We start from the raw sequence: 23861 nt of genomic DNA on the forward strand, positions 1-23861 counted from the left end.
CGGTACGAGGGTGGTCGTGGCCCGGCGGTGACGTTGCGCCAAGGTCGGCAACGTATCCTGCAAGGGTGTTTCGTGCTGCGTTCCGGCCCCGCATGCTGGGACTGCTGGCGGTCGCCGTGTTGTTCTTCGGCGGCTGTGTGGTCGCCGGTCTGTGGCAGTGGGGTGTCGCGCAGGACCGCGGCCAGAAGACCATGGGCGATGACAGCAAGAGCCCGGTGGTCGCACTGGACTCGATGCTGAAGCCGCAGCAGGATTTCCCGCACGACGGTTCGCTGCAGCCGGTGCGCTTCACCGGTCACTACGACCCGAAGGGCCAGGTCCTGGTCAGCGGCCGGATATTGCACGGCACCGACGGCTACTGGGTGGTCACGCCCGTCGTCGTCAACAGCACGCACGCCCGCATCCCGGTCGTGCGCGGATTCGTCGCCAAGCCGTCGCAGGCGACGAAGCCGAGCACGCGGACGGTCACCGTCACCGGCGCACTGGCGCCGGGTGAGGCGCCTTCGTCCGGTGACACCTCGTCCGGCCGGCTCACCACCGTCGACCTGCCGGCCCTGCTGACCAGGTGGGGCGGCAACATCTACAACGGGTTCGTCTTCCTCACCGGCGAGCAGCCCGCGATGCACACCAAGGGCGTGCAGCCGTTCCCGCCGCCGCAACCGGGAAGTGGCGGGCTCAGCCTGGTCAACGCCGGATACGCGCTGCAGTGGTGGAGTTTCGCGGCGTTCGCGGTCTTCATCTACATCCGTGAGTTGCGCCGCGAGGCGCACCCCGAGCTACGTGCCGGCGAGGCTCCGCCGGACAATCAGTCCGACAAGCAGCCCGGCAATCAGTCCGGCGAGCAGTCGGACAGCGAAGAGGGGACCGACCCCGCCATACCCGACGCACCACACGACCAGACCGAAGGAAGTCATGTCTGACACGCAGGTCCTGACCACACCGGCGGGCGAGCTGCGCCCCACCGACGACCTCGACAAGGTCGTCACCGCCTTGAAGTTCTTCCGGATCATGGCGGTGATCGCCGGTGTCGCACTGCTGATCCTGTGCGTCGAGCTGATCCTGCACTACGGCTTCGACAACGAGGCGCTGGCCTGGTGGTCGCCGATCCACGGGGTGCTCTTCATGGCGTTCATGGCGTCGGTCTTCAACCTCGGCACCAAGCTGCGGTGGACCGCGGTGCGCATGGTCGGCTACATCTGCACCGCGTTCGTGCCGGTCCTGTCGTTCTGGTTGGAGCGCAAGGTCAACACTGGCGTGAGCGCGCTGCTGCACGACGCCGGCGCGTGAGGAGATCCGGCTGCCGGCCGATAGAATCGAGCGCGTGACAGCGCCGCTCACCGAAAAGCCAGTCCTCGTCGTCGACTTCGGCGCCCAATACGCGCAACTCATCGCGCGCCGGGTGCGTGAGGCCCAGCTCTACAGCGAGGTCGTCCCGCACACCATGTCGGCCGAGGAGATGCTCGCCAAGCAGCCGGCCGCGATCGTGCTGTCCGGCGGCCCGTCGTCGGTGTATGCCGACAACGCCCCCGCCCTGGACGCTGCCCTGTTGGATGCGGGCGTGCCGGTTTTCGGCATCTGCTACGGCTTCCAGGCGATGGTCCGCGCGCTCGGCGGCACGGTCGAGCACACCGGACTGCGCGAGTATGGCGCCACCCAGGCCGACATCCAGGACACCTCGTCCACGCTCTTCAACGGTCAGCCGCCACAGCAGTCGGTCTGGATGAGCCACGGCGACTCCGCCTCCCAAGCGCCTGAGGGCCTGCGGGTCACTGCCACCACGCCGGGCGCCGCCGTCGCGGCCGTCGAGGACGACGAGCGCAAGCTGTATGGCGTGCAGTGGCACCCCGAGGTCATGCACTCGACCTTCGGCCAGCGAGTCCTGGAGAATTTCCTGCTGCGCGGTGCCGGTCTCGAGGCGGACTGGACACCCAAGGCGATGGTCGAGGAGCTGGTCGAGGACGTCCGTGCGAAGGTCGGCGACGCCCGCGCCATCTGCGCGCTCTCCGGCGGTGTCGACTCCTCGGTCGCGGGTGCGCTCGTGCAGCGCGCCATCGGTGAGCAGCTGACGTGCGTCTTCGTCGACCACGGCCTGCTGCGGTCGGGGGAGGCCGAGCAGGTCAAGCAGGACTTCGTCGACGCGACCGGTGTCGACCTGGTCGTCATCGACGCCAGCGAGCAATTCCTGAATGCCCTTGCGGGAGTGAGCGATCCGGAGGAGAAGCGCAAGATCATCGGTGCGCAGTTCATCCGCGTCTTCGAGCAAGCGGCGCGCGACATCGTCTCCGACCGCGGCGACGAGCAGCACCCGGTGAAGTTCCTGGTGCAGGGCACGCTCTACCCCGACGTGGTGGAGTCCGGCGGCGGCACCGGCGCTGCCAACATCAAGTCCCACCACAACGTCGGCGGCCTGCCCGACGACCTGCAGTTCACCCTCGTCGAGCCGCTGCGGCTGCTCTTCAAGGACGAGGTCCGCCAGGTCGGCACCGAGCTCGGTGTGCCCGACGGCATCGTGCAGCGGCAGCCCTTCCCGGGTCCGGGCCTGGGCATCCGCATCGTCGGTGAGATCACCCGAGAGCGGCTGGAAATCCTGCGCGCCGCCGACCTGATCGCCCGCGAGGAGCTGACCGCGGCCGGTCTCGACGGGGAGATCTGGCAGTGCCCGGTGGTGCTGCTGGCCGACGTGCGCTCGGTGGGCGTGCAGGGCGACGGCCGCACCTACGGTCACCCGATCGTGCTGCGCCCGGTGTCGTCCGAGGACGCGATGACCGCCGACTGGACCCGCCTGCCGTATGACGTGCTGGCGCGCATCTCGGGCCGCATCACCAACGAGGTGTCGGAGGTCAACCGGGTCGTGCTCGACGTGACGAGCAAGCCGCCGGGCACGATCGAGTGGGAGTAACAGGCGTGCACGAGGGCCGACCGGGTGAGGGGGATACGAGCGCGGCGCACAGCGGACGCACAAGACTTCCCCGGCGGCCGCACACCCTCGCCGAGGAGGATGCCTCGATGACGACAGCGCCTTCGGCACCCGCGCACGATGAGACGCGGCCGCTCGCGTACGAGCAGTCGCCATCCCAGCAAGCGCCATACCAGCAGGGCCCGTACCAACAAGCCCCGTACCAACAGCCCCGTGCACAGGGTCCGGGGCGCGCCGCCGCCTGGGTGCACGCCGTGATCATGGCCACCTTTGCGATCGTCGGCCTGACGGTCGTGGTGCGCTACGCCATCCACTCGGTCACCGGCTTCAACCGGGACGAGCGCATGATGCACTCGCTGGGCACCAGCCCCGAAGCGTGGTCGCGGATCCTGGACGTGCTCGGCCTGGTCACCGACGTCAGCGTGGCGGTCTGTCTGGCCGCGTGCGTCGTGGTCGCGATGCTGCAGCGCCGGTGGGCCGTCGCCGTGTCGGCTGGTGTGCTGATCGCCGGTGCCAACATCACCACGCAGATCTTGAAATATCAGGTGCTGGAGTCGGTTTCGGGTCGCAACACCTTGCCGAGCGGGCACACTACGGTCGGTCTGTCGCTGGCCTTGGCTGCGGTCATCGTCGCGTCATACCGCTGGCGACCGCTGATCACCGCGGGCGCGGCGTTGCTGGCCACGTTCGTCGGTGCGGGCACGGTGTCGGCGCACTGGCACCGCCCGGGTGATGTCCTGGCCGCCGGGATGGTCTGCCTCGGCTGGGCGGCGGTCGCACTCGCGGTCACCGGCCTGTTGCAGCGTCGCCGGCCGGTCGGGCGCCGCCCGCTGCGCCTCGTGGGCGCGTCGGTGCTCGGAGTGGTGCTGGCCGGCCTGCTGGTGGTGCTGATCGGGGTGCGGCCGAGCTTCGGCATACACGACCTGCCGCTGGCGGTGCTCACCCTCGGTCTGCTCGGCGGGATGTTTGCAGTGGTCGTCGGGTGGGTCGCGGTCGCCGTCGACCGGGTCGTTGCCTAGACGCTCCGACGGACCTGGCTAGGGCGACGCCTTCGCAGCGACACCGGTCTTGGGCATCGCCCACCAGGCCAGCCAGCCGAGCGCACCGATCGGGATCTCGGCGATGTGCGTGAAGATCGCGAAGACGACCACGCCCGCGCTCGCGGCGGCCGGGTTGGCGCCCCAGAAGACCAGGATGACCACGGTGCTGGCCTCGGTGAAGCCGAGCCCGCCGGGGGTGAACGGGATCGCCGTCATCAGCCGGCCGATCGCGTATGCCGCGAAGAGGTCGGCGACCGGCAGGTCCACGTCGACTGCCTCCATCACCCGCCAGAAGAGCAGGAACCACAACGCAAGCTGCCCGATGACACCCAGCGACATCGGGAACCAGCCGTGCTTGGTGACCGTGCTGATGCGGGCGCGTTGGTCCAGCAGCAGGTGCTTGAGGTTGAGCCGCTTGCCCTTGTTGGCGCCGCGGCGCATCCGCGCCACGAGCGGGCCGAGCCGGTTGTCGAGCTGATCGCCGAGCCATGCGGTCCAGGTCGGGCGGATCAGCGCGACCACGAACCCGATCAGCAGCAGCAGCCCAATGATGCCGCCCCACCAGGCGCCGCGGCGCACGATCGACGGCAGCGTGTCAGTCGACTTGGACACCGCGGCGATCCCGATGAGGGGGAGCCCGACGCGGAAGAGGACATTCCAGATGCCGCTCACGATCAGGCCGGTGGAGATGTTGCGCCGGGCGAAGCCCCACGACCGCAGCATCATGTATGTCGAGGCCATCCCGACCGCACCGCCGCCGGGCAGCACGTTGCTGACGGCCGAGCCGGAGACGTTGATGATCGACGCCTTCAGGTGCGAGAGCCCGGGCAGCGCGGCGGACAGGGTGAAGGTGTAGATGGCCAGGCCGAGCAGCATGATGCCCATGCACTCCATTGACGCCTTCGGCCCGACCAGGTCGAGGTGGTGACCGATCTCACCCCACGTGGTGGAGGTGAACCAGGGCAGGGCACCGATCATCACGGCGGCCAGTGCGATGCCCAGGACTGCGTGGATCAGCAGTCGCCAGCTGAATTTCGGCATCGCGGGTGCGTTGCTGTCGTCCTCGTCGGCGACCTGCATGTTGCCGGCGACGATCTCGTCGATCTGCACCGTGCGTTTTGCGGCGCTGGGCGGCGTCGAGGTGCGCCTCGAGCTCTTCATCCCAACCCCGCAAAGATGTCATCTGAGACGGGCCCGGTGTGCGCTGGATCGCGGAACCATTCCCGTCCGAAAACCACATCATAAATTGGCCGGGGGATCTGCAGAAATTTGCCGAGTGTTCGGTCGGCACCGTCGTCCGCGGCGGCCTGGGAAGCGTGGGCGCGCATGGCGGCTCGCTTGGCGCTGATCTGCCCGCGCACGTCGATCCGGTGGGTGATCTGGTCGCGCGGGGTGAAGGCGCGCTCGTAGACCTCCGGGTCGAAGTCGCCGGGCAGTTGCCGCAGTCGGGCGATCAGGTGCACCGCGCGGGTCAGCAGCTCGCGCGGGGCGGTCGCCTCGACGACCCGCGGGGTGCCTGCCAGGCGCGCGGCCTCGGCCCCGACCTGGTGGACCTTGACGTGGTCGCGGTGGCCGTAGCCGCCCGCGGCGTCATACGACATGAGCACGTCGGCCTGCTCCTCGCGCAGGATGTCGGCGAGCATCCGTGCCGCGCCGGTGGCTCGCACGAACCGCCGACTGCCGGGCGGGTCGGCGGGGACGTCGCCGACCATCCCCGAGTCGGCATACCCCAGATGTATGACGCGCGCTATCCCCATGGCGGCGGCGCTGCGCTGCAGCTCCGCGAGCCGACGATCGCCCAGCCGGTCCTGGAAGGCTCCGGACGTCAGGCCGAGTGCACCGTCGGTGGCGACCACGAGGACGACCCGATGACCGGTGGCGGCAGCCTTCGCGAGGGTGCCGGCGGTCAGCAGCGCTTCGTCGTCGGGGTGCGCGTGGAACGCCACCAGGGTGTAGGACATCGAGCCCATCCTTCCGCATGTCGGTTCGCCGGGCACAGGCGATGGTGCAGTTCGCGGTGCATGGCAGTCTTGGTGACCGATGAAGGTCGCATTGGTGTCGGACTGCTACCCGCCGAGGCTCGGTGGCATCGAGACTCAGGTGCACGGACTTGCCCGTGCGCTGTGTGATGTCGGGCACGAGGTCGAGGTGCTCACGATCACACCGGGGGAGGACACCTCGGAGTCGGTGGTGGTGCACCGACTGGGCATGGAGCGGGAGCTCCCGGGCGGTCTGCTGGTGAACCCGCGAGCGCGCCGGTCCTTGCGAAAAGTGTTGCAGCGCAATGACTTCGACGTCGTGCACGCGCACCTGGGGGTGGTCAGCCCGTTTGCCATGGACGGCGTCGGTGTCGCTCTCCGGCTCGGCGTGCCGGTGGCGGCGACGTGGCACAGCGTCACCGGGCGGTCCGAGGCTCTTGTCCGGGCACTGGGGTATGTCGGGCGCTGGGCACGGCGAGGCGCCGCGCTGTCCGCGGTGTCACGCGTCGCCGCGGCGCCGTTGCAACGGGTCGCGGACGCGCCGGTGACGATCGTCCCGAACGGCATCGACACTTCCTTCTGGTCTGCCGGGGTGGGTCCCCCTGGGAGGACGATTGCCGGTGCTGGGGAGTTCCGAGTGGTCAGTGCGATGCGTCTCGCAGCCCGCAAGCGTCCGCAACAACTGGTCGACATGGTCGCCCGGGCCCGGGACACCTCGGGCGTCGACATCCGACTGACGATCGCCGGTGACGGGCCGCTGCGCGGCCGCCTCGACGGACGTCGCCCGCCGTGGTGCACGCTGCCCGGTCGTCTGTCACCCATGGCGTTGCGGGAGCTCTACCGGGAGTCCGACATGTACGCCGCGCCGACCGTGCTCGAAGCGTTCGGGATCGCTGCCGCGGAGGCGCGGGCCTGCGGGCTGCCGGTGCTGACCCGTGAAGAGAGCGCCGTCGCGGACCTGGTCGAGCACGAGTGCACCGGACTGGTGGTCCGGGACGACGCGGAGTTCGTGGCGGCGTTGGGCCGGGTGGGCGCCGATCCCGCACTGCGCGAACGCCTTTCGCGGTGCAGCCGCGAGTCGACACACGAGCTGGGCTGGTCGGACGTGCTGCAGATCGTGCTCGGCGAATACGACCGCGCACGCTCCGCCGCCGGCTGACCGGTCGGTGATGCTGTCGAGCTCATGACCGCGACAGCATCCGATCGAACTCGCGGTCGTCGCGTGTATGCCGGACCAGCATGCTGACGCCGGCGGTGAGCAGCAGCATCGCGCCGGCGGCGATCGCCATACCGATCCCCACGACTGTCCAGTCGGGGTCGTCGACCACGCGCCATACGACCACGAGCGCTGCGGCCAGCAGCACCAGGAGTCCCCGCACGACGGTGGGCACGTAGGGGCCGCGAGGGGCGACCGGCCGCACCGGCGCGGCGGGGATGCCGCTCACCGGCAACTCGCCGGTGGATCCCGCACGCCATGAGGCTGTTGGCTCGCTCGTCGGAGGTGTCGGCTCCGGGTGCGAGGCGGCCCTGCGGTAGGTGGGCATCTCCTCGGTGGGGTATGCCGGTGGCTGGTCGCGCGGGGCCTCGCGGTCCTGGCCAGGGTCCTCATTCATGGCTGCTCCTTGATGGTGATGTTGCCGACCCCGACGCTGGCGTCCAGGTCGATGATTTTGGGTCCGCTGCCGACGGTGAACGTGTGACGGGTCTCGATGCCGCCGTGACCACTGATCCGCTGCTTGCCGGAGTTATCGGAGTTGCTGCCGGACGATCGGACGACCTCGATCTGCCCGATGTGGGCGTAGCCGTCGACTCGCAGCGTGGTGCCGGCGGGCGCCGTGATGGTCAGCTGACCGACATTGATCCGGGCGTTGAGATCGGTCTGCGCGGGCAGGTCGGCGGCACGCAGGCCGCTGAGGTCCAGGTCGCCGTTGCCGACCCGCATGGTGAAGTTGTGCTGGGTGCCGGACGCCACCGAGGTCGGCCGCCACGACTCGTCGCCGATCGTCCCGGTCCACGGCATACCCGCGGGCGCGGCAGCGCTGGTGAGCAGTGCGAGGACCACGGCGACGGTGGTCAGTGGGCCGAGCGCGCCGCCGCGACGTCCCGCCAGTCCCCCGATGACCAGCGCGACGGCCGCGACGGCGGCTCCGGCGGCCAGGCCCACCTGCAGGGCACTGTCGCCGTGGGAGGTGCCGACAAGGACCAGCGCAGTGAATGCGCCTGCCAGCACTGAGATTCCGAGGATTGCGAAGGTGAGCGCAGCGCCGATGCGGCGTCGCTTGATGCGTGGCGGAGCGACCGTGCCCCACGGTGTCTGCACGCCGGGCGTCGTGTCCGCGGTCGACCACGGGGTCCAGTCGTGACCCTCGCTGGACTTGCGCAGGTCGACCCGGCCGGCGCGCGCTGCAGCACCGGCGGCCGCCGCACGATTGCCGGTGCTCGGGCCCGATGGCTCGGGGCGTGCGCCGGAGCGGTCGGTGCGGATGCTGTCGCCGAGGCGAGTGGTCCATTCGTGGGTCGACTCGTCTTCGCGCCGGGCGCCCGGTCCGTGGCCGTGCCAGGCGAGGAAGGCCCACGCCAGCAGGCCGAGGCCGATCGCCTGGCCGCTGAGACCCCAGCCGGACCCGATCGACCAGAAGGCGCCGAAGCCGCCGACCGACAAGGTGACCGCGGCGATGCACAGCACGATCGAGGAGGTGTCGCCGTGCCGCACCGCCTTCTCCGCGACGATCTCGCCGGAGTCGTCGGGCAGCAAGGTCCAGGCGATGAAGTAGATCGGAATGCCGATGCCGAAGATGCAGGTGATCAGGATGAGTCCGGCGCGGACGATCAGCGGGTCGACCGCCCAGCGGCGGGCCAGCCCGGCCGCGACACCACCGAGCCACTTCTCGCTGCCGTCGCGGACCAGCCCGAGGCGTCGTGCCGCGGCGAAGAGTCGGTCCAGCGCATCGCCGTCCTGTTGCGGCGGGGGCGGCGGCGGGCGGTGGCCCGGGTCGGTCTGGTGCGTCATACCGACAACCTTGACGGTGTATGGCGCCCGCTGCCATGCGGGTCGACCCTGACGGTGCCCTGAGGCGTCCCCGAAAAGGGCGCTGATCGGTCGGCACTCGCTCGGAAGTGCGCGAGACTGGAGTCGTGAGCGAGACAGTCGGGGTCGAGAGTGAGGCCGAGGGCGGCATACAGCGCCCGCCGCTGACCCGACCCACCGAGGGCCGGGTAGTGGCCGGAGTGTGTGCCGGCGTCAGCCACCACCTCGGCGTCCCGCTGACCAGCCTGCGGATCATCACCGCGGTGTCGATCGTCTTCCTCTTCGGGCTGCCGGTCTACGGATTTCTCTGGCTGACCATGCCGCAGTCGGACGGTCCGGCTCTGGTGCAGCCGTTCGACAAGGCTGGCAGCGGCATCTCCCGCGGGCGGATGTTCCTCGTCGGCATCCCGCTGCTGATCGTCGGCGGTCTGGCCGCGAGTGGGGTGACGCGGTCGGTCGGTCGGCTGTCACTCACCCTGCCGTTGCTGGTGATCGGCGTCGGACTGGTGCTGGTGTGGTCCCGTCTCGGCAGCGCCGAGCGGCGCCAGTGGATCAGCGCGGGCGACCGCCGCGAGACCCGGATCCGCACGGTCATCGGCATCGTGATGGCGCTGATGGGTCTGATCCTGCTGCTCTCCCAGGGCGGTGGTCTCGGGCGCCTGCGCGACGTGACCGTCGGGGTGCTCGTCGTGCTGCTGGGTGCCGGCATCCTCGGCGCACCGTTCATCGCCCGCTTCGTCGACACGCTGCGCACCGAGCAGGCCGAGCGGATCCGCGCGACCGAGAAGGCCGACATCGCCGCGCACCTGCACGACTCGGTGCTGCAGACCCTCGCCCTCATCCAGCGCCGCGCGGACGACCCGCAGGCGGTGCAACTGTTGGCGCGTGCCCAGGAGCGTGAGCTGCGTGGCTGGCTGTATGCCGAACAGGCCACGAGTGACGCCACGCTCGCCGGAGCCGTCAAGGAAGCGGCCGGTGACATCGAGACGCTGCACGGCATACCGGTGGACGTCGTGGTGACCGGCGACCGCGCGTTGGAGGAGTCCGGGGCAGCGCTGGTCAACGCGCTGCGGGAGGCCCTGGCGAACGCCGTGCGGCACGGCGAGCCGCCGGTGTCGGTCTTCCTCGAAGTGGGTCCAGGGCAGGCCGAAGCGTTCGTGCGCGACCACGGGCCGGGGTTCGACCCCGACGACATACCCGAGGACCGGCTGGGTGTGCGTGAGTCGATCATGGGACGGATGGACCGCCACGGGGGCGAGGCACAGGTGCGGCGCCTGGACGACGGCACCGAGGTGCGGTTGCGGATGCCGTTGCCGGAGCCGGCAGACGATCAACAGAAGGGTGAGGGCCGAGCATGAACGCGAATGTCGTGTTGGTGGACGACCACCGGATGTTCCGGTCCGGGGTGAAGGCCGAGCTGGACGACTCGGTGAGCGTCGTCGGGGAGGCCCCCGACGTCGACGCGGCGATCAAGGTCATCCGCGAGACCCGCCCCGACGTCGTGCTGCTGGACGTGCACCTGCCCGGCGGCAACGGCAACGGCGGTGCGGACGTCGTCACCGGTTGCGCCGGGGTGCAGACCGATGACGGGCAGCCGGTGCGGTTCCTGGCGCTGTCGGTGTCCGACGCCGCCGAGGACGTCATCTCGGTGATCCGGGCGGGCGCTCGCGGCTACGTCACCAAGACGATCAACCCGACCGACCTCATCTCCGCGATCCACCGGGTCAAGGACGGCGACGCCGTCTTCAGCCCGCGGCTGGCCGGCTTCGTGCTCGACGCGTTCGGCGCCGCCGCCGGTGAGATCGCCGAGGTCGACGAGGAGTTGGACCGCTTGTCCGCCCGCGAGCGTGAGGTGATGCGGCTGATTGCCCGCGGCTACCAATACAAGGAAGTCGCCAAGGAGCTCTACATCTCGGTGAAAACCGTTGAGACACATGTCTCTTCGGTGCTGCGGAAGCTACAGCTCTCCTCCCGGCACGAGCTGACCTCGTGGGCGATGGCACGAAGGCTGTTGTAACCGCGCGGCTCATTCCTACCGAGCGGACACAATCGCCACCGGGAGGACACGAAAATCCGCCCTGTACTGGCGAGTATGCGTGTCCGCTGGGTGCGTTCGTGTCCGCTCGATCAGTTGTGCTGCCAGGCGTCTTCGTCGCCCTTCTCGTAGTCGGCGAAGGCGTTGCGCAGTCCGAGCAGGACCTCGGCCGAGGTCTCGAACAGTGCCTTGGCCTGCGGCTCGTCGACCTTCTTGACGTCCTCGCGCAGGTGCTCGGCGAGGTCGGTGAGCCGGGTCTGGATCTTGGCCGTATGACGCAGCGGGTCGCTGATCGGCAGTGCATTCGGGTCGCTCATGGCGTCCTCCTCTGGTGGTGGTTGCTGATGGGTTTCAGCGTGGTACGACCACCATCGGGCCGCTTGATCGACGTTGCGGCCTGTTGATCGCGGGGTGGCTCCGGATGGCGTCAGGCGCAGCCCAGCTGCTGGATTGTCCTCGGCCACTGCTCGACGTGGTCCGGGCTACCGACATACGCGCGCTGCTTGTCGGGGGAGAGCCACAGGTGCCGGCCGTCGCGGTGATAGCCGGTGTCCGTGGCGTTCGCCGGCAGCGGAATGTCGCTGCGGTACGCAGCATCGAAGAATTCGCGCACATCGGGCGACGGCGCGCGCACGTAGGTCGCCTTGCCCATCTCGAGGAACGTCATGTCCTGCCACTGGCAGTGCTCGGGGCCCTGCCAGGAGACCAGTCGCGTCGTGGGTGCGCGGTGACCTGAAGCGTCGGACCAGATCTGCAGGCCCGCCTGATCGGTCACCTCGTCGGGAAACTCCGACAAGTCGCATCGTGCCCAGGACTCGATGTGCCAGCCGCTCTCGGCGATCGTCGGCCCATCGTGGACGACGATCGCCTGCCGCGTGCGGCCCTCGACGGCATACGTGAACAGGGCACGGGTCTTCTCCTCGCGCACGAGGCGGAAATTGCTGCGGGCGCCGTCGAAGACCGACTCCCCGGACGCCAGACGCAGGGCATCCTTCGGGTTGTCGGCCACTCCACCGTCGTCGTATTTGGCGCCGCTGGACGAAGCACCCTCGATGCCCTCGTCGGTCGTGCACTGCAGCGCCATGCCGGCGGCGCCATACCGCTGCGGCTTCGGCGCCGCGGACGGGACCGACACATACAGCGGACCGTCGTAGGCGGCCTCTGATGCGGGGGCGGGAGTGTCGGCGAAGAGGTCCGGGGACTGGCCGCACGCCGAGAGCAGGGTCGCGGTGAGTATGGCGAGCGCGGCGCGCACGAGGCGGACCCGGCGTGCTGCCTGCAGTGTGCCTGTGTGCATGGTGACCCGCCCCGATCGTTGCCGATCAGCTGAAGCTAGCCGACAACTCCACGGTCGAGCACCGGGTCGGGCAGCTGTGCCCCAAGTCGTTATCAGCCGGTCGGGTCAGGTCGCGGACCGCTCGGCGTCGGTCTCGGCGGCGGCAGCGGCAGCACGCTCGGCGGCGAAGATCTCGACATTGCGCTGCATCTTGCGACGCAGCACCGTCGAGCCCAGCAGGCCGATGACGACGGCGAGACCGAGCCCGACATACGAGAAGTTCTTGAGGTACTCCTCGGCGGCCTTGCCGACGTAATAGACGAGGTAGGTCGTGCCGCCCGCCCAGCAGATCGCGCCGGTCGCGTTGGCGAGCAGGAAGCGCGGGTAGTGCATCTTCAGCGAGCCCGACAGCGGCCCCGCGAAGATCCGCAACAGTGCGATGAACCGGCCGATGAAGACCGCGAGCATGCCCCAGCGCTGGAAGACGTGCTCGGCGTAGTCGACCAAGTCGCGGCTGAAGTGGTGCGGGAACCGTCGCTCGAGGTAGCCGAAGAGGCGCTCGCCATACCTTCGCCCGATGGTGTATCCGATGGTGTCGCCGATGACCGCACCGAGGACGGCCGCGATCGCGATGCCGTGCGGGCTGACCGAGACTTCGTGATGGGACGACAGGATGGCGGCCGCGACCAGGATCGTCTCTCCCGGGATCGGCACGCCGAGGCTCTCGATGCCGACCGCGAGGCCCGCGATGAGATAGACCGCCATGGGCGGAATCGTCGTCAGCCAGTGATCCATCGAATTCCCTAACGTCGGTCAGTGCCAGCCTGTTCCGACACCGCCGGGAATGTCCCCACTGGGATCGTACGGCGTGCGGGTGAAGCGGAAGCTGCCGAGATCGAGGTATGCCGGTGCGCCGTCGTCGCGGCGGTGGACGGTGAGGCGTTCGCCGGCGAAGTATTCGTCGAGGCCGACCCAGCTGTCGGACCCGTCGGCGACGAACCGGGAGCCGCGCCCGCCTGCCACCGGAGCCAGCCGGAGTCGGTCTCCCTCGCGGGTCAGCACGTGTGGCCGGGGGCCCCAGAACCACGTGCCGACAGGGGAATCCACGTCCGCGGCGTCGTCCGCCGGGGTGGCGTCTGCGGTCCAGGCAGTGGTCGTGCGTGGCGCGTGCTCGCGCAGCTCACGCACCAGCGCGATGCCGTCCAGTGCGAGGCCGGCGGTGCTGTTGACCAGTATGACGACGCCGTCGCCGGTCTCCGGGCCGATCTTCAGCGACGACTGGTGGCCGGGCATCGAGCCGCCGTGCCCGATGAAGCGCTGACCGCCGGAGTTGATGATGTCCAGGCCGAAGCCGTAGGCGCGGGTGTATGCCGAACCCGGGTCGTCGTTGATCAGCGCGGGGATCTGCATCTCCGTGCGGAGCGCGTCGGAGAGGACGCGCTCGTCGCCATACGCCAGGAAACGCGCGAACGTCGCGAGGTCGTGCACCGTCGACCAGAGCTGTCCCGCGGGTGCCATCGACAGCGTGTCGGTGGCGGGCTCGTCGTGGAGGAGGTCGGCGTAGGGGTGGACGGCGAGCCCGGGTGCTGCAGCGTCGGTCGGTGCGTATGTGGTGTCGCGCAACCCGAGCGGCTGCAGCACCTCCTGCTGCAGGCTGTCCCACCAGGTGCTGTCCCGGAGGCGGGCGACGAGTTCGCCGGCGACCGCGAATCCGACGTTGCTGTAATGGAATCGGCGTCCGGGCCGGTGAATCGGACGGATGCTCGACTGCAGCTCGTCCCAGGTGCGGCCGTGGCTGCGCTCCCACCACGCGCCCTCGGTCTCGGCGGGCAGCCCGGAGCCGTGGGTGAGCAACTCGCTGACGCGGACTCCCGGCAGCCGCTCGGCCAGCTCGGGGAGATGCTTCGCGATCGGGTCGGTGAGCTCGACCAGCCCGTCGTCGACCAGGCGCAGCGTGAGCACCGCGGTGAACGTCTTGGTGATCGACCCGATGCGGTATTGCGTTGCGGTTGTTGCGGTTTTACCATCCGCACGGCCGTTGGTGTGACCCACTGCGCCGGACCAGACGACGTCTCCGGCGCCGATCAGGGCGGCGGCGGCCGACGGTGCGCGGCTGGTGCGCTGTGCGTCGGCAAGGCGTGCGTCGAGCAGGTGGGTGAGAGCGGGGTCGAGCGTCATGGCTCGATCCAATCATCCCCGCTGGTCGAGTGCGCGCGGGCAGACGAAGCTGGTCGAGCGCCGACGCACCAAGGTGGTCGAGTGCCCGGGAGAGCAAATGAAGGTGGTCGAGTGCCCGGGGGAGCGCAGCGGCGGAGGGTGTATCGAGACCAGGCACGCGACACGCACGGGGTCTCGATACGGCTCGCCCTTTGGGGCTCGCCTACTCGACCACCTTGAGTGAGCACGCCTACTCGACCACCTTGTGAAGCTGGTCGAGTGCCGGAGGAGCGCATCCGAGGTGGCCGAGGAGGTTGTGAGGGACGAGCAACCGTCTCGAGGTCCCGTTCTCGAAGCAGCGGCGTCGGATGAGAGAGTCATTCCCGTGCGAGTTGTGACTGCGAATGTGAACGGGATCCGCGCGACCGTGCGTCGCGGAGGACTCGACTGGCTGGTTGCGCAGGACGCGGATGTCCTTGCGTTGCAAGAGGTTCGGGCGTCCGACGACCAGTTGGCGAAGGCGCTGGCAGGGTCCGACTTCGCCTCGTGGCAGATTGCGCACGCACCTTCGGCCACGGCGGGTCGCGCCGGCGTCGCAGTGCTCTCGCGGCACCCGATCGGCGAGATCGTCGTCGGGCTGCCGGGTTTCGAGGACGACGGACGCTGGATCGAAGCGACGGTGGACGTCGCCGGGGTGCCGGTGACGGTCGTGTCGGCATACGTGCACACGGGCGAGGCGGGCACTCCGAAGCAGGACGACAAGTTCGCGTTCCTGGAAGCCATGGGTGCGCGTATGGCGGAGCTGATCGACCGGGACGCCGTCGTTACCGGCGACTTCAACATCTGTCACACAACGCGAGACCTCAAGAACTGGAAGGGAAATCGCGGGAAGTCCGGATTCCTACCCGAGGAACAGAAGCACCTGACGTCCTGGTTCGAGTCGGGCTGGGCCGACGTGGTGCGCGAGCGTGCCGGTGACGTCGACGGGCCCTACACGTGGTGGTCCTGGCGCGGCAAGGCGTTCGACAACGACAGTGGCTGGCGGATCGACTACGTGCTGGACTCGCCGTCCCTGGCCGCACGGGTCGAGCGGTTCGAGGTAGGCCGTGCGGCGGCATACAGCGAACGGTGGAGCGATCACGCGGCGGTGGTCGTCGATCACGGGTAGCTGTCGGTAGCTGCGGTTACCGTGCGGGTGATGACGGAGTTCTCGTATTTCACGGCATGCACCATCGACGGCTTCATCGCCGACCAGGACAACTCACTGCAGTGGCTCTTCGACGTGCCGACGACCGAGGACGACACGGAGATCCCGGATTTCATCGAGTCGGTCGGTGCGCTCGTCATGGGCGCGACGACCTACACGTGGGTGCTGGAGCACGAGAAGGTGCTGGAGCAGCCCGGCAAATGGCGCGAGTGGTATGCCGACCGGCCGACCTGGGTGTTCACACACCGTGACCTCCCGGCGATTCCGGGCGTGCCGATCCGCTTCGTCGCGGGTGACGTCGGCGACCACCTCGACGAGATCGCCGGGTCCGCCGGCGACCGGAAGGTCTGGCTGCTGGGCGGCGGAGAGCTCGTCGGAGCGTTCGACGACGCGGACGCGCTGGACGAGATCTGCGTCGGCATGGTGCCGGTGGCGCTCGGCGCGGGTGCACAACTACTCCCACGACGGATCACCTCCGACCGGCTGTCACTTCGGGATGTGCGGCAGAACGGGCAGCGGGTCGATCTGCGTTATGAGGTCCGCCGGCGCACTGCGTGACCCACGCCCGACGCTCAGCCGTCGAGGTCGATCCAGTAGCGACGGACGGTGTCGTGGTCAGGGGTCTCCCGGATGTCCTCGAGAGCGCCGCCGTTGCGTTCGATGGTCCGCGCCGAGGCGGCGTTGTCGGTCTGACAGGTGATCAGAACCCGTTGCAGGTCAAGGTCTTTCGCCTGGTCGAGAGCGAGCCTCAGCGCGGCCGTCGCGACTCCCTGCCGGCGAGCGGAAGGCCGCACGCCATACCCGATGTGACCGCCGACGGCGAGCAAGAAGTCGTTGAGCCGGTGCCGCAGCGAGATCGAGCCCAGTATGCGTGACGGGTCTCGCTCGTCGATGATCCAGGACAACGTGTCGTGCACGCGGTCGGGCGGCAGCTCGGTGGCTTCGTCGGCATACGCGACTCGCGTGGCGACCCAGGCCGCGAACCGCGACGGGTCGTTCAGATCGTCGTCCGGGACCGAGTCGGTGGCGAACCCGTCACGGTGGCCGGTGCCGAATTCGAACGCACAGTCCAAGAAGGCGTCGTGGAGCTGAACGGTTGGTTGTATCAACCGGATTCGCGCACGAGATAGGTCGTCGTTCATTCACCGATCGTGACATTGGCGCGGCCGGTATGGCCACCGAATTCTGTCCCACCGCTCAACCGGGCAATTGCCGCATCGGTCGTCAGGACCGCCCACCTGCGATCATCACCGCATGGTCACGCCACGCACCAGCCCACACCTCACGGCACCGTGCTCGCTGACGGACGCGACGGGACGCCTCAACCCCGACGCGGTCGGCTGGACCACCCAGCCGATGCACAACACCGATCGCATCGGTCACGGTCGAGTGGGGTTCGGCCGGAACAAGCGCTGGGAGTATTGGGCGGTCACGACGCCGGATCACGTTGTCGCACTGACGGTTTCGAGCATCGATTATGCCGGGGTCAACAACTTCTGGGTGCTCGACCGGCGCACCGGACAGGAGATCAACCAGGACGCCGTCACGCCGTTCGGAATGGGCACGACACTGCCCGGAAGCCTGGACGCCGGCCCCACGACATTCCGGTCGAAGAGCCTGACCATCACCATCACCCCCGAGGCCGACGGCACGCGACTGCAGGCGCGCGGCAAGCGGGTCGACGTCGACATAGTGGCGGCGCTTCCTGAGGGCCACGAGCGCCTCGGTGTGGTGGTGCCGTGGTCCGACCATCTCTTCCAATACACCGTGAAGGACGTCGCTCGCCCCGCAAGCGGGTCGCTGCGCATCGACGGAGTGGAGCACCGACTGGGCGGCGGCGAGGCGTGGGCGACGCTCGATCACGGCCGCGGTCGTTGGCCGCGGTCGATCACCTGGAACTGGGGCGCCGGATCGGGGCGCTGCGGCGCGCACGAGATCGGCATACAGGTCGGCGGCAAGTGGACGGACGGCACTGGGGCCACGGAGAATTCGCTGTTGATCGACGGGCGCCTGACCAAGATCGATCAGTTGGACTGGGCCTACGACCAGGCTGACTGGCGGGTGCCGTGGCGGGTCACCGGGTCCGGTGTCGATCTCACCTTCGCTGTCGAGCACGTGCGGCACGTTGCCACCGACCTGAAGGTCATCCGGTCCCGCACCTGGCAGTGCTTCGGCACCTGGTCGGGCACTGTCACCGACGCGGGCGGTCAGTCGTATGACGTGACCGATGTCTTCGGCTGGGCCGAACACGTCGAGCAACTGTGGTGACCCGCGTGGTGTCGACGGCAGGTTGAGCGCGGGCCGTCCGAATCAGGATGTCCTGGGATGCATCGACAGGACGTCGTTGACCAGACCCTCGGCATACGCCTCGTCGATCGGCAGCGCGAAGACGACGTGGTGGTAGAGCGGGGCGATCACGTGATCGAGCACCTGCTCGACCGACGGAGCCTGCTCGCCGCGGTCACATGCCCGATCGGTCATCGTGGTCAGCTGCACGCGGCGGGACTGCCAGCACGGACAACTGTCCTCCAGCACGCCGTCGCGTGCGTTGACCATCGCGCGCAGGTAGCGCGTGCGGTGTGGTCGCGCGATGTCCGCGGCGATGACGCGCGCCCACTCGCGCAGATCCGATTCCAGGCTCCCGGTGTCCGGCAGTGTCTCGTCGTCGCGGGTGAACGCCGCAACCGCGACCTCTTCCAGGAGCGCATCGACGTCGCCCCACCGCCGGTAGACGCTCGTCGGGTTGACCGAGGCGCGGTCGGCGACCATCGGGATCGTGATCTCGTCCGGTCGGTGATCTGCCATGAGTTGACCGACGGCGCTGTAGACCGCGTCCTGCACGCGTGCGCTCCGCCCACCGGGACGGCGCTTCACGGAGGTGGTTGCTGTCGGCATACCGGACATTATTGCAGTTCTCTTGGCGTTAAGCCCATTGCAGGCGTACGCTGCTCACTAAAGCAGAGATCATTGCAATTGGTGAGAGGCTTCGTATGTCGTTCCGCTTGTCCCGACCGGCCGGCTTCGCCGTCGCCGGCGCCGCTCTGGTCGGTCTGATGGCAGGCGCCGCAGCGCCGTCACCGCTCTATCCGGTCTACCAACAGCTCTGGGGCTTCTCGTCATTCACGCTCACGGTGATCTTCGCCGTGTATGTCGTCGCGCTGCTCGGCACGCTGCTGACGGTCGGATCGCTGGCTGATCATGTCGGTCGGCGGCCGATGCTCGTCGGCGGGCTCCTGGTGCTCGCGGCGGCGATGGTGATCTTCGCGCATGCCGGCGGTGTGGGCGCGTTGCTGCTTGCTCGGATCATCCAGGGCATCGCGACCGGGGCGATCACCGGTGCCGTCAGTGCACTGATCGTCGACCTGCAGCCCGACGCACACAAGGGCTCCGTCGTGACGGGTGGCGCTCCCGGCATCGGCCTGGCGTTGGGTGCCGCAGTTGCCGGCGGGCTGGTGCAGCACGCGCCGTGGCCGCGCGAGTTCGTCTTCTGGTCGCTCTTCGGCGTCTATCTGCTGCTCGCCGTCGTCGCGATGTTCGTGCCCGAGCCGCCGCGGCGCAGGACCGACCTGCGGTCGGTGCGTCGCGCTGTGCGGCCGAGCGTCGGCGTGGCTGCCGAGGCACGATCGGCCTTCCTGGCGTTTGCGCCCGCGATGGCGGCGACCTGGGCGCTCGGCGGTCTCTATCTGTCGCTCGGCTCGTCTGCAGTCGCCCGCCTGCTCGGAGTGAGCGACCACTTTCACGTCGGGCTCGTCCTCGCCAGCTTCTTCACGCCGGCAGGCCTGGTGCTGTTGGTGATTCACCGGATTCCGCAGGAGGCTCGGCGGTGGCTGGGGCTTGTCTCGTTGGGCGGTGGAGTGCTCGTCTCGGTCGTCGGGGTCACGGTCGGTTCGAGCGTGGTCTACATCATCGGATCCGCGATCGCCGGTGTCGGTTTCGGCGCCGCATTCCAGTCGGCGGTGGCAGCCATCGCCGCCGTGACGCCGGCGGACAAGCGTGCCCAGACCTTCGCTGCGATCTATGTGCTCGGCTACACCGCCTTCAGCATCCCCGCCGTCATCGCCGGGTTGGCAGCCCAGGACTGGGGTCTGCGCCCGACGTTCGTGGGGTATGGCGTGCTCGAACTCGGGCTCGTCGCGAGCGCAGCAGCGCTGGCCGTCAGGGCAACCCGACGCACAACGCGCACCGCAGGGTGTCCGAAGCAGCTGGCGACAGCGGGGGCCTGCCCGGACGCATGATCGGGGTGCATGTCCGTGCGCTGGGGCACAATGCAGCGCATGGCGTATGACGCGACGCTCGTCGACCGTGTCCGCGAGCTGCTGACTGACGACCTGGACGTGACCGACAAGCGGATGTTCGGGGGAGTGGCGTTCTTGACCGGTGGGCACATGGCGGTCGCCGCGTCCAGGACCGGTGGACTGATGGCCCGGGTGGACCCGGAGGACACCGATCAGCTGCTCCTGCGAGAGGGAGTGGAGCGGATGGTCATGGGCGGCCGATCGATGAACGGCTGGCTGCGTGTCGACGCCGCACAGCTCGACGACGAGACGCTCGCCGAGTGGGTCGAGCGGGGTCTGGACTTAGCCCGGAGCCTGCCCGCCAAGTGAGGTGGACAGTCTCCGCCTCCGTCGGCGGGCCATCGTAGGGTTGAAGCCGACATGAGCAGCCTTTTCGACGACCTTCCCCTGCCCGGACTCCCGACCGACGCCGCTTCCGCGACCGTTTCCACCGGCGCGGACCGCGAGGACGTCGACGAGCGCGGCGTCCCGACCTGGGCGAGTCTCGGCAAGGAAGCACCGCGGCAGGACGACGCGCCGGCCAAGCCCTCCGCTGCCGACCCGGAGAGCCTGGTCGCCGACCTCAACCCGCAGCAGCGCGAGGCGGTCCTGCACGAGGGGCCGCCGCTGCTGATCGTGGCCGGCGCCGGCTCGGGCAAGACCCGGGTGCTGACGCACCGCATCGCCCATCTGATGGCGGCTCGGCACGTGCAGCCCGGGCAGATCCTCGCGATCACCTTCACCAACAAGGCAGCCGCCGAGATGCGCGAGCGGGTCGAGGCGCTGGTCGGTCCGGTCGCGCGGTCGATGTGGGTGTCGACCTTCCACTCGGCGTGTGTCCGGATCCTGCGGCGTGAGGCGAGCAAGGTCGGCCTGAAGTCGACCTTCTCCATCTACGACGCAGCCGACAGCCAGCGGATGATGGCGATGGTCATGCGCGACCTCGACCTCGATCCCAAGCGTTTTCCGCCGCGGTCGTTCAGCCACCAGGTCAGCAACCTCAAGAACGAGCTGATCGACGAGGAGACCTACGCCTCGCAGGTCGCCGAAGGCACCCATCAGGAGCGGACGCTGGCGGAGGCCTACTCGTCATACCAGCGGCGGCTGCGGCAGGCCAATGCGCTCGACTTCGACGACCTGATCATGATGACGGTCAACATCCTGCAGGCTTTCCCGGATGTCGCCGAGCACTACCGCCGGCGCTTCCGGCACGTGCTGGTCGACGAATACCAGGACACCAACATTGCTCAATACCAACTCGTGAAAGAGCTTGTCGGACACCAGGTTTCGGATGCAGCGCTCGGCGAGGTGCCGCCTGCCGAGCTGTGCGTGGTGGGTGACGCGGACCAGTCGATCTACGCGTTCCGCGGGGCGACGATCCGCAACATCGTGGAGTTCGAGCAGGACTACCCGCAGGCGCACACCATCCTGCTGGAGCAGAACTACCGATCGACCCAGAACATCCTGCAGGCGGCCAACGCCGTCATCGCCAAGAACGAAGGTCGCCGGCCCAAGAATCTCTGGTCGCAGGCAGGCGACGGCGCACCGATCGTCGGGTATGTCGGGGACTCCGAGCACGACGAGGCGGCATTCGTCGCGCGCACCATCGACGAGCTCGGGGACGAGCACGGGGTGAAGCCCAAGGACGTCGCCGTCTTCTATCGCACCAACGCCCAATCCCGTGCACTGGAAGAGGTTTTCGTGCGCGTGGGATTGCCCTACAAGGTGGTCGGCGGCACACGCTTCTACGAGCGACGCGAGGTCAAGGACGCGCTGGCCTACCTGCGAGTGGTGTCCAACCCGGCCGACACCGTCAACCTGCGTCGCATCCTCAACGTCCCCAAGCGCGGCATCGGTAACCGTGCCGAAGCCTGCGTCTCCGCACTCGCCGAGCGTGAGCGGATCCCGTTCATCGCGGCGCTCGGTCGCGCCGGTGACGCTCCAGGCATCGCCACCCGGTCGGTGACCTGCATCAACGCCTTCACCGCACTGCTGGAGTCGCTGCGCGAGGTGCACGAGTCCGACGACGCGGGCGTGGGTGACCTGCTGGAAGCCATCCTCGACCAGTCCGGCTACCTGTCCGAGCTGCGCAAGAGCGCCGACCCGCAGGACGAGACCCGGGTGGAAAACCTCGCCGAACTCATCGCAGTGGCAAAGGAATTCGACGAGAACTATCCCGGCGGATCGCTCGAGGACTTCCTCGAGCAGGTGTCGCTGGTCGCCGACACCGACGAGATCCCGGACGAGGAAGGGGAGGACGTCGGCGTCGTGACGCTGATGACGCTGCACACGGCAAAGGGCCTGGAGTTCCCGGTCGTCTTCCTCACCGGCATGGAGGACGGCACCTTCCCGCACCTGCGCGCGCTCGGGGATCCCAAGGAGCTGGAGGAGGAGCGGCGGCTGGCGTATGTCGGCATCACGCGTGCCCGCGAGCGGCTGCACCTGTCCCGCGCCGAGGTCCGGTCCGCGTGGGGTGCGCCGCAATACAACCCGCCGTCGCGCTTCCTCGACGAGATCCCGTCCGGTCTTGTGGACTGGCAGCGCGTCACCACGACGGCGACGCGGCCGTCCTCAACACCGGCGGTCGCCCGGCTCGCGGCGCGTCCCGGTGTGCGCAGTCCGGGCAATCGCCCTGTCATTGCACTTGATTCGGGCGACAAGGTCACACACGACACGTTCGGGCTCGGGTCCGTCATACGGGTGGAGGGTCAGGGCGACCGGGCGATGGCGCACATCGACTTCGGCGGCGACACCGGCGTGAAGCGCTTGCTGTTGCGCTACGCCCCGGTCGAGAAGCTGTAAACCCCGGCGCTGGTTGAGCTTGTCGAAGAGCTGGTTGAGCTTGTCGAAACCTCCGGTGACCGACAGGCTCGGCCAGCGGGAAGGTGGTTGAGGTTGTCGAAACTCGAGGTGGTTGAGCCTGTCGAAACCGAACGTTGAGCGTCTAGAAGATCCCGCGCGCCTGTAGCCATGGCGCCGGGTCGACGGGCACACCACCCAGGTGGATCTCCAGGTGCAGGTGCGGTCCGGTGGAGTTGCCGGTGTTGCCTGAGTGCCCGACGAGCTGCCCGCGCGCAACCCGCTGGCCGGGGTAGACCTGCACTCGCGACATGTGGCCGTAGACGCTCTGGATGCCGTCGCCGTAGTCGATGGTCACGTGGATGCCGAGGCCATCCACCCAACCCGTCGACACGACCGTGCCGTCGTGCATCGACTGCAGCGGCGTGCCCCACGCGATCGCGAAGTCATCACCTTGGTGATAGATCGAGCCGATGCCGCCCGGCGACACTCGTGCGCCGAAGCCCGACACCATCGGGCCGGCGCAACCGTTGACCGCGCAGGTCCACGGATTCTTAGGCGGCAGAGTCTTTTTGGGCTTCGGAATGGCCTTCGACGCGGTCGGTTTCGAGGTCGGCTTCGGCTTCGATTTCGGTGTCGATTTCGCCTTCGGTTTCGAGGTGGCCTTGGGGCGGGCGCCCGACGCGTTCCCCCGGGAGACCGTGCCGGGGAGCACGCGGTTGGGCTTTGCGGCGTTCGCCTTGGCGACGCTGGCCGCGCTGGAGGCGTCATACGGCGAGCGGTCGATCGCGAGGTTGCGGCCGCCGACCGGTGTCGGTGTCAGTCCGGCGGCGACGACTGCGCCGCCCACGGTGGCCGCCACCGCCACTCCGGTCGGCACTCCGATGCGCCGGAGCTGATGGCCCTTCGTCGCGGTCGCGCGATGCCGACCTTGGGGGCGGACCGGCCGCGTGCGATGACGACCTTCATAACTGCTGCTCATCGATGCGCGTCCTGTGTCAGAAGGGGTAGCCGACCGGAAAAGAACACCCGCGTCATTTTAGGGGTCGGAGAGCGTCCAGATGGCGAAACGGGCGAAACGATCCGACAGCGTGTGCGAGGCGCCTTGCGAAGGTGGGGATATACCCGGTATACATCTCTCCACCGGTG

At 68.7% G+C, this 23861-nt stretch carries 24 protein-coding genes; 13 read left to right on the forward strand and 11 right to left on the reverse strand.

The genetic code is table 11. The features are described from left to right. Positions 1 to 65 precede the first annotated feature (65 nt). From ACSZL9_RS09265 to ACSZL9_RS09280, 4 genes are all read left to right on the forward strand, one after another. The gene (locus ACSZL9_RS09265; RefSeq protein ID WP_446665204.1) at positions 66 to 920 is read left to right on the forward strand and encodes an SURF1 family protein; all 855 of its coding nucleotides are present in this window, start codon (positions 66 to 68) and stop codon (positions 918 to 920) included. After that, positions 913 to 1287, forward strand: a complete 375-nt coding sequence (locus ACSZL9_RS09270; protein ID WP_446665205.1) for a DUF3817 domain-containing protein — start codon at positions 913 to 915, stop codon at positions 1285 to 1287. The genes ACSZL9_RS09265 and ACSZL9_RS09270 overlap by 8 nt, the downstream gene beginning before the upstream one ends. 34 nt (positions 1288 to 1321) lie before the next feature. After that, positions 1322 to 2899: a glutamine-hydrolyzing GMP synthase gene (gene guaA, locus ACSZL9_RS09275; protein ID WP_446665206.1), complete on the forward strand. Its 1578-nt coding sequence runs from the start codon at positions 1322 to 1324 to the stop codon at positions 2897 to 2899. 107 nt (positions 2900 to 3006) lie between these two features. Next, positions 3007 to 3936 (forward strand): phosphatase PAP2 family protein, encoded by a 930-nt coding sequence (locus ACSZL9_RS09280; protein WP_446665207.1) that lies wholly within the window; start codon positions 3007 to 3009, stop codon positions 3934 to 3936. 18 nt (positions 3937 to 3954) lie between these two features. Here the strand turns inward: ACSZL9_RS09280 and ACSZL9_RS09285 are convergent, their stop codons facing one another. Beyond that, positions 3955 to 5118: a lysylphosphatidylglycerol synthase transmembrane domain-containing protein gene (locus ACSZL9_RS09285; RefSeq protein WP_446665208.1), complete on the reverse strand. Its 1164-nt coding sequence runs from the start codon at positions 5116 to 5118 to the stop codon at positions 3955 to 3957. Further along, the gene (locus tag ACSZL9_RS09290; protein WP_446665209.1) at positions 5115 to 5918 is read right to left on the reverse strand and encodes a PIG-L deacetylase family protein; all 804 of its coding nucleotides are present in this window, start codon (positions 5916 to 5918) and stop codon (positions 5115 to 5117) included. The genes ACSZL9_RS09285 and ACSZL9_RS09290 overlap by 4 nt, the downstream gene beginning before the upstream one ends. A 79-nt stretch (positions 5919 to 5997) precedes the next feature. On the opposite strand from ACSZL9_RS09290, the gene ACSZL9_RS09295 reads away from it, so the two are divergent. Beyond that, positions 5998 to 7095 (forward strand): glycosyltransferase, encoded by a 1098-nt coding sequence (locus ACSZL9_RS09295; protein WP_446665210.1) that lies wholly within the window; start codon positions 5998 to 6000, stop codon positions 7093 to 7095. 22 nt (positions 7096 to 7117) lie between these two features. Here ACSZL9_RS09295 and ACSZL9_RS09300 read toward each other — a convergent pair whose 3' ends face one another. Continuing rightward, positions 7118 to 7549 (reverse strand): hypothetical protein, encoded by a 432-nt coding sequence (locus ACSZL9_RS09300; RefSeq protein ID WP_446665211.1) that lies wholly within the window; start codon positions 7547 to 7549, stop codon positions 7118 to 7120. Next, positions 7546 to 8946 carry a PspC domain-containing protein gene (locus ACSZL9_RS09305; protein WP_446665212.1) on the reverse strand — a complete coding sequence of 467 codons (1401 nt, stop codon included), beginning with the start codon at positions 8944 to 8946 and terminating at the stop codon, positions 7546 to 7548. The genes ACSZL9_RS09300 and ACSZL9_RS09305 overlap by 4 nt, the downstream gene beginning before the upstream one ends. Before the next feature lie 125 nt (positions 8947 to 9071). On the opposite strand from ACSZL9_RS09305, the gene ACSZL9_RS09310 reads away from it, so the two are divergent. Next, positions 9072 to 10322: an ATP-binding protein gene (locus ACSZL9_RS09310; protein WP_446665213.1), complete on the forward strand. Its 1251-nt coding sequence runs from the start codon at positions 9072 to 9074 to the stop codon at positions 10320 to 10322. Beyond that, on the forward strand, positions 10319 to 10981 hold the full coding sequence (locus tag ACSZL9_RS09315) for a response regulator (RefSeq protein WP_446665214.1): 663 nt from the start codon (positions 10319 to 10321) through the stop codon (positions 10979 to 10981). The genes ACSZL9_RS09310 and ACSZL9_RS09315 overlap by 4 nt, the downstream gene beginning before the upstream one ends. A 110-nt stretch (positions 10982 to 11091) precedes the next feature. Here ACSZL9_RS09315 and ACSZL9_RS09320 read toward each other — a convergent pair whose 3' ends face one another. From ACSZL9_RS09320 to ACSZL9_RS09335, 4 genes are all read right to left on the reverse strand, one after another. After that, on the reverse strand, positions 11092 to 11316 hold the full coding sequence (locus ACSZL9_RS09320; protein WP_446665215.1) for a hypothetical protein: 225 nt from the start codon (positions 11314 to 11316) through the stop codon (positions 11092 to 11094). A 110-nt stretch (positions 11317 to 11426) separates the two neighbouring features. Next, positions 11427 to 12296: an LptM family lipoprotein gene (locus ACSZL9_RS09325; protein WP_446665216.1), complete on the reverse strand. Its 870-nt coding sequence runs from the start codon at positions 12294 to 12296 to the stop codon at positions 11427 to 11429. A 105-nt stretch (positions 12297 to 12401) separates the two neighbouring features. Then, positions 12402 to 13040: a DedA family protein gene (locus ACSZL9_RS09330; RefSeq protein ID WP_446665217.1), complete on the reverse strand. Its 639-nt coding sequence runs from the start codon at positions 13038 to 13040 to the stop codon at positions 12402 to 12404. Positions 13041 to 13088: 48 nt separating this feature from the next. Continuing rightward, complete coding sequence (locus tag ACSZL9_RS09335) at positions 13089 to 14453, reverse strand: serine hydrolase domain-containing protein (RefSeq protein WP_446665218.1); 1365 nt, start codon at positions 14451 to 14453, stop codon at positions 13089 to 13091. A 373-nt stretch (positions 14454 to 14826) separates the two neighbouring features. Between ACSZL9_RS09335 and ACSZL9_RS09340 the strand changes: the two genes are divergently transcribed. Next, complete coding sequence (locus ACSZL9_RS09340) at positions 14827 to 15600, forward strand: exodeoxyribonuclease III (protein WP_446665219.1); 774 nt, start codon at positions 14827 to 14829, stop codon at positions 15598 to 15600. 30 nt (positions 15601 to 15630) lie between these two features. Next, entirely contained in the window at positions 15631 to 16197 is a 567-nt protein-coding gene (locus tag ACSZL9_RS09345) for a dihydrofolate reductase family protein (protein ID WP_446665220.1), read from the forward strand. A gap of 14 nt (positions 16198 to 16211) precedes the next feature. Here the strand turns inward: ACSZL9_RS09345 and ACSZL9_RS09350 are convergent, their stop codons facing one another. Next, positions 16212 to 16712 (reverse strand): GNAT family N-acetyltransferase, encoded by a 501-nt coding sequence (locus ACSZL9_RS09350; protein WP_446665221.1) that lies wholly within the window; start codon positions 16710 to 16712, stop codon positions 16212 to 16214. Between the two features lie 181 nt (positions 16713 to 16893). On the opposite strand from ACSZL9_RS09350, the gene ACSZL9_RS09355 reads away from it, so the two are divergent. Next, the gene (locus tag ACSZL9_RS09355) at positions 16894 to 17907 is read left to right on the forward strand and encodes a DUF2804 domain-containing protein (protein WP_446665222.1); all 1014 of its coding nucleotides are present in this window, start codon (positions 16894 to 16896) and stop codon (positions 17905 to 17907) included. A 42-nt stretch (positions 17908 to 17949) separates the two neighbouring features. Here the strand turns inward: ACSZL9_RS09355 and ACSZL9_RS09360 are convergent, their stop codons facing one another. After that, on the reverse strand, positions 17950 to 18534 hold the full coding sequence (locus ACSZL9_RS09360) for a TetR-like C-terminal domain-containing protein (protein ID WP_446665223.1): 585 nt from the start codon (positions 18532 to 18534) through the stop codon (positions 17950 to 17952). Positions 18535 to 18629: 95 nt separating this feature from the next. Here ACSZL9_RS09360 and ACSZL9_RS09365 point away from each other — a divergent pair, with 95 nt between their 5' ends. From ACSZL9_RS09365 to pcrA, 3 genes are read left to right on the forward strand one after another with little or no spacing between them, the layout of a single operon-like run. After that, positions 18630 to 19874, forward strand: coding sequence for an MFS transporter (locus tag ACSZL9_RS09365; RefSeq protein WP_446665224.1), 1245 nt, complete (start codon positions 18630 to 18632; stop codon positions 19872 to 19874). A 9-nt stretch (positions 19875 to 19883) separates the two neighbouring features. After that, positions 19884 to 20243 (forward strand): TfoX/Sxy family protein, encoded by a 360-nt coding sequence (locus tag ACSZL9_RS09370; RefSeq protein ID WP_446665225.1) that lies wholly within the window; start codon positions 19884 to 19886, stop codon positions 20241 to 20243. Between the two features lie 51 nt (positions 20244 to 20294). Next, positions 20295 to 22715, forward strand: coding sequence for a DNA helicase PcrA (gene pcrA / locus ACSZL9_RS09375; RefSeq protein ID WP_446665226.1), 2421 nt, complete (start codon positions 20295 to 20297; stop codon positions 22713 to 22715). Between the two features lie 142 nt (positions 22716 to 22857). Here the strand turns inward: pcrA and ACSZL9_RS09380 are convergent, their stop codons facing one another. Further along, positions 22858 to 23694, reverse strand: coding sequence for a M23 family metallopeptidase (locus ACSZL9_RS09380; RefSeq protein ID WP_446665227.1), 837 nt, complete (start codon positions 23692 to 23694; stop codon positions 22858 to 22860). Positions 23695 to 23861: the final 167 nt, after the last annotated feature.

Source organism: Flexivirga sp. B27 (assembly GCF_052905685.1).

Excerpts from the sequence above, each read along its gene's own strand:
- ACSZL9_RS09270 (WP_446665205.1), top strand. The coding sequence starts at position 913 with ATGTCTGACACGCAGGTCCTGACCACACCGGCGGGCGAGCTGCGCCCC.
- ACSZL9_RS09280 (WP_446665207.1), top strand. The coding sequence starts at position 3,007 with ATGACGACAGCGCCTTCGGCACCCGCGCACGATGAGACGCGGCCGCTC.
- ACSZL9_RS09285 (WP_446665208.1), bottom strand. The coding sequence starts at position 5,118 with ATGAAGAGCTCGAGGCGCACCTCGACGCCGCCCAGCGCCGCAAAACGC.
- ACSZL9_RS09290 (WP_446665209.1), bottom strand. The coding sequence starts at position 5,918 with ATGTCCTACACCCTGGTGGCGTTCCACGCGCACCCCGACGACGAAGCG.
- ACSZL9_RS09295 (WP_446665210.1), top strand. The coding sequence starts at position 5,998 with ATGAAGGTCGCATTGGTGTCGGACTGCTACCCGCCGAGGCTCGGTGGC.
- ACSZL9_RS09300 (WP_446665211.1), bottom strand. The coding sequence starts at position 7,549 with ATGAATGAGGACCCTGGCCAGGACCGCGAGGCCCCGCGCGACCAGCCA.
- ACSZL9_RS09305 (WP_446665212.1), bottom strand. The coding sequence starts at position 8,946 with ATGACGCACCAGACCGACCCGGGCCACCGCCCGCCGCCGCCCCCGCCG.
- ACSZL9_RS09315 (WP_446665214.1), top strand. The coding sequence starts at position 10,319 with ATGAACGCGAATGTCGTGTTGGTGGACGACCACCGGATGTTCCGGTCC.
- ACSZL9_RS09320 (WP_446665215.1), bottom strand. The coding sequence starts at position 11,316 with ATGAGCGACCCGAATGCACTGCCGATCAGCGACCCGCTGCGTCATACG.
- ACSZL9_RS09325 (WP_446665216.1), bottom strand. The coding sequence starts at position 12,296 with ATGCACACAGGCACACTGCAGGCAGCACGCCGGGTCCGCCTCGTGCGC.
- ACSZL9_RS09330 (WP_446665217.1), bottom strand. The coding sequence starts at position 13,040 with ATGGCGGTCTATCTCATCGCGGGCCTCGCGGTCGGCATCGAGAGCCTC.
- ACSZL9_RS09335 (WP_446665218.1), bottom strand. The coding sequence starts at position 14,453 with ATGACGCTCGACCCCGCTCTCACCCACCTGCTCGACGCACGCCTTGCC.
- ACSZL9_RS09345 (WP_446665220.1), top strand. The coding sequence starts at position 15,631 with ATGACGGAGTTCTCGTATTTCACGGCATGCACCATCGACGGCTTCATC.
- ACSZL9_RS09355 (WP_446665222.1), top strand. The coding sequence starts at position 16,894 with ATGGTCACGCCACGCACCAGCCCACACCTCACGGCACCGTGCTCGCTG.
- ACSZL9_RS09360 (WP_446665223.1), bottom strand. The coding sequence starts at position 18,534 with ATGCCGACAGCAACCACCTCCGTGAAGCGCCGTCCCGGTGGGCGGAGC.
- ACSZL9_RS09365 (WP_446665224.1), top strand. The coding sequence starts at position 18,630 with ATGTCGTTCCGCTTGTCCCGACCGGCCGGCTTCGCCGTCGCCGGCGCC.
- ACSZL9_RS09370 (WP_446665225.1), top strand. The coding sequence starts at position 19,884 with ATGTCCGTGCGCTGGGGCACAATGCAGCGCATGGCGTATGACGCGACG.
- pcrA (WP_446665226.1), top strand. The coding sequence starts at position 20,295 with ATGAGCAGCCTTTTCGACGACCTTCCCCTGCCCGGACTCCCGACCGAC.
- ACSZL9_RS09380 (WP_446665227.1), bottom strand. The coding sequence starts at position 23,694 with ATGAGCAGCAGTTATGAAGGTCGTCATCGCACGCGGCCGGTCCGCCCC.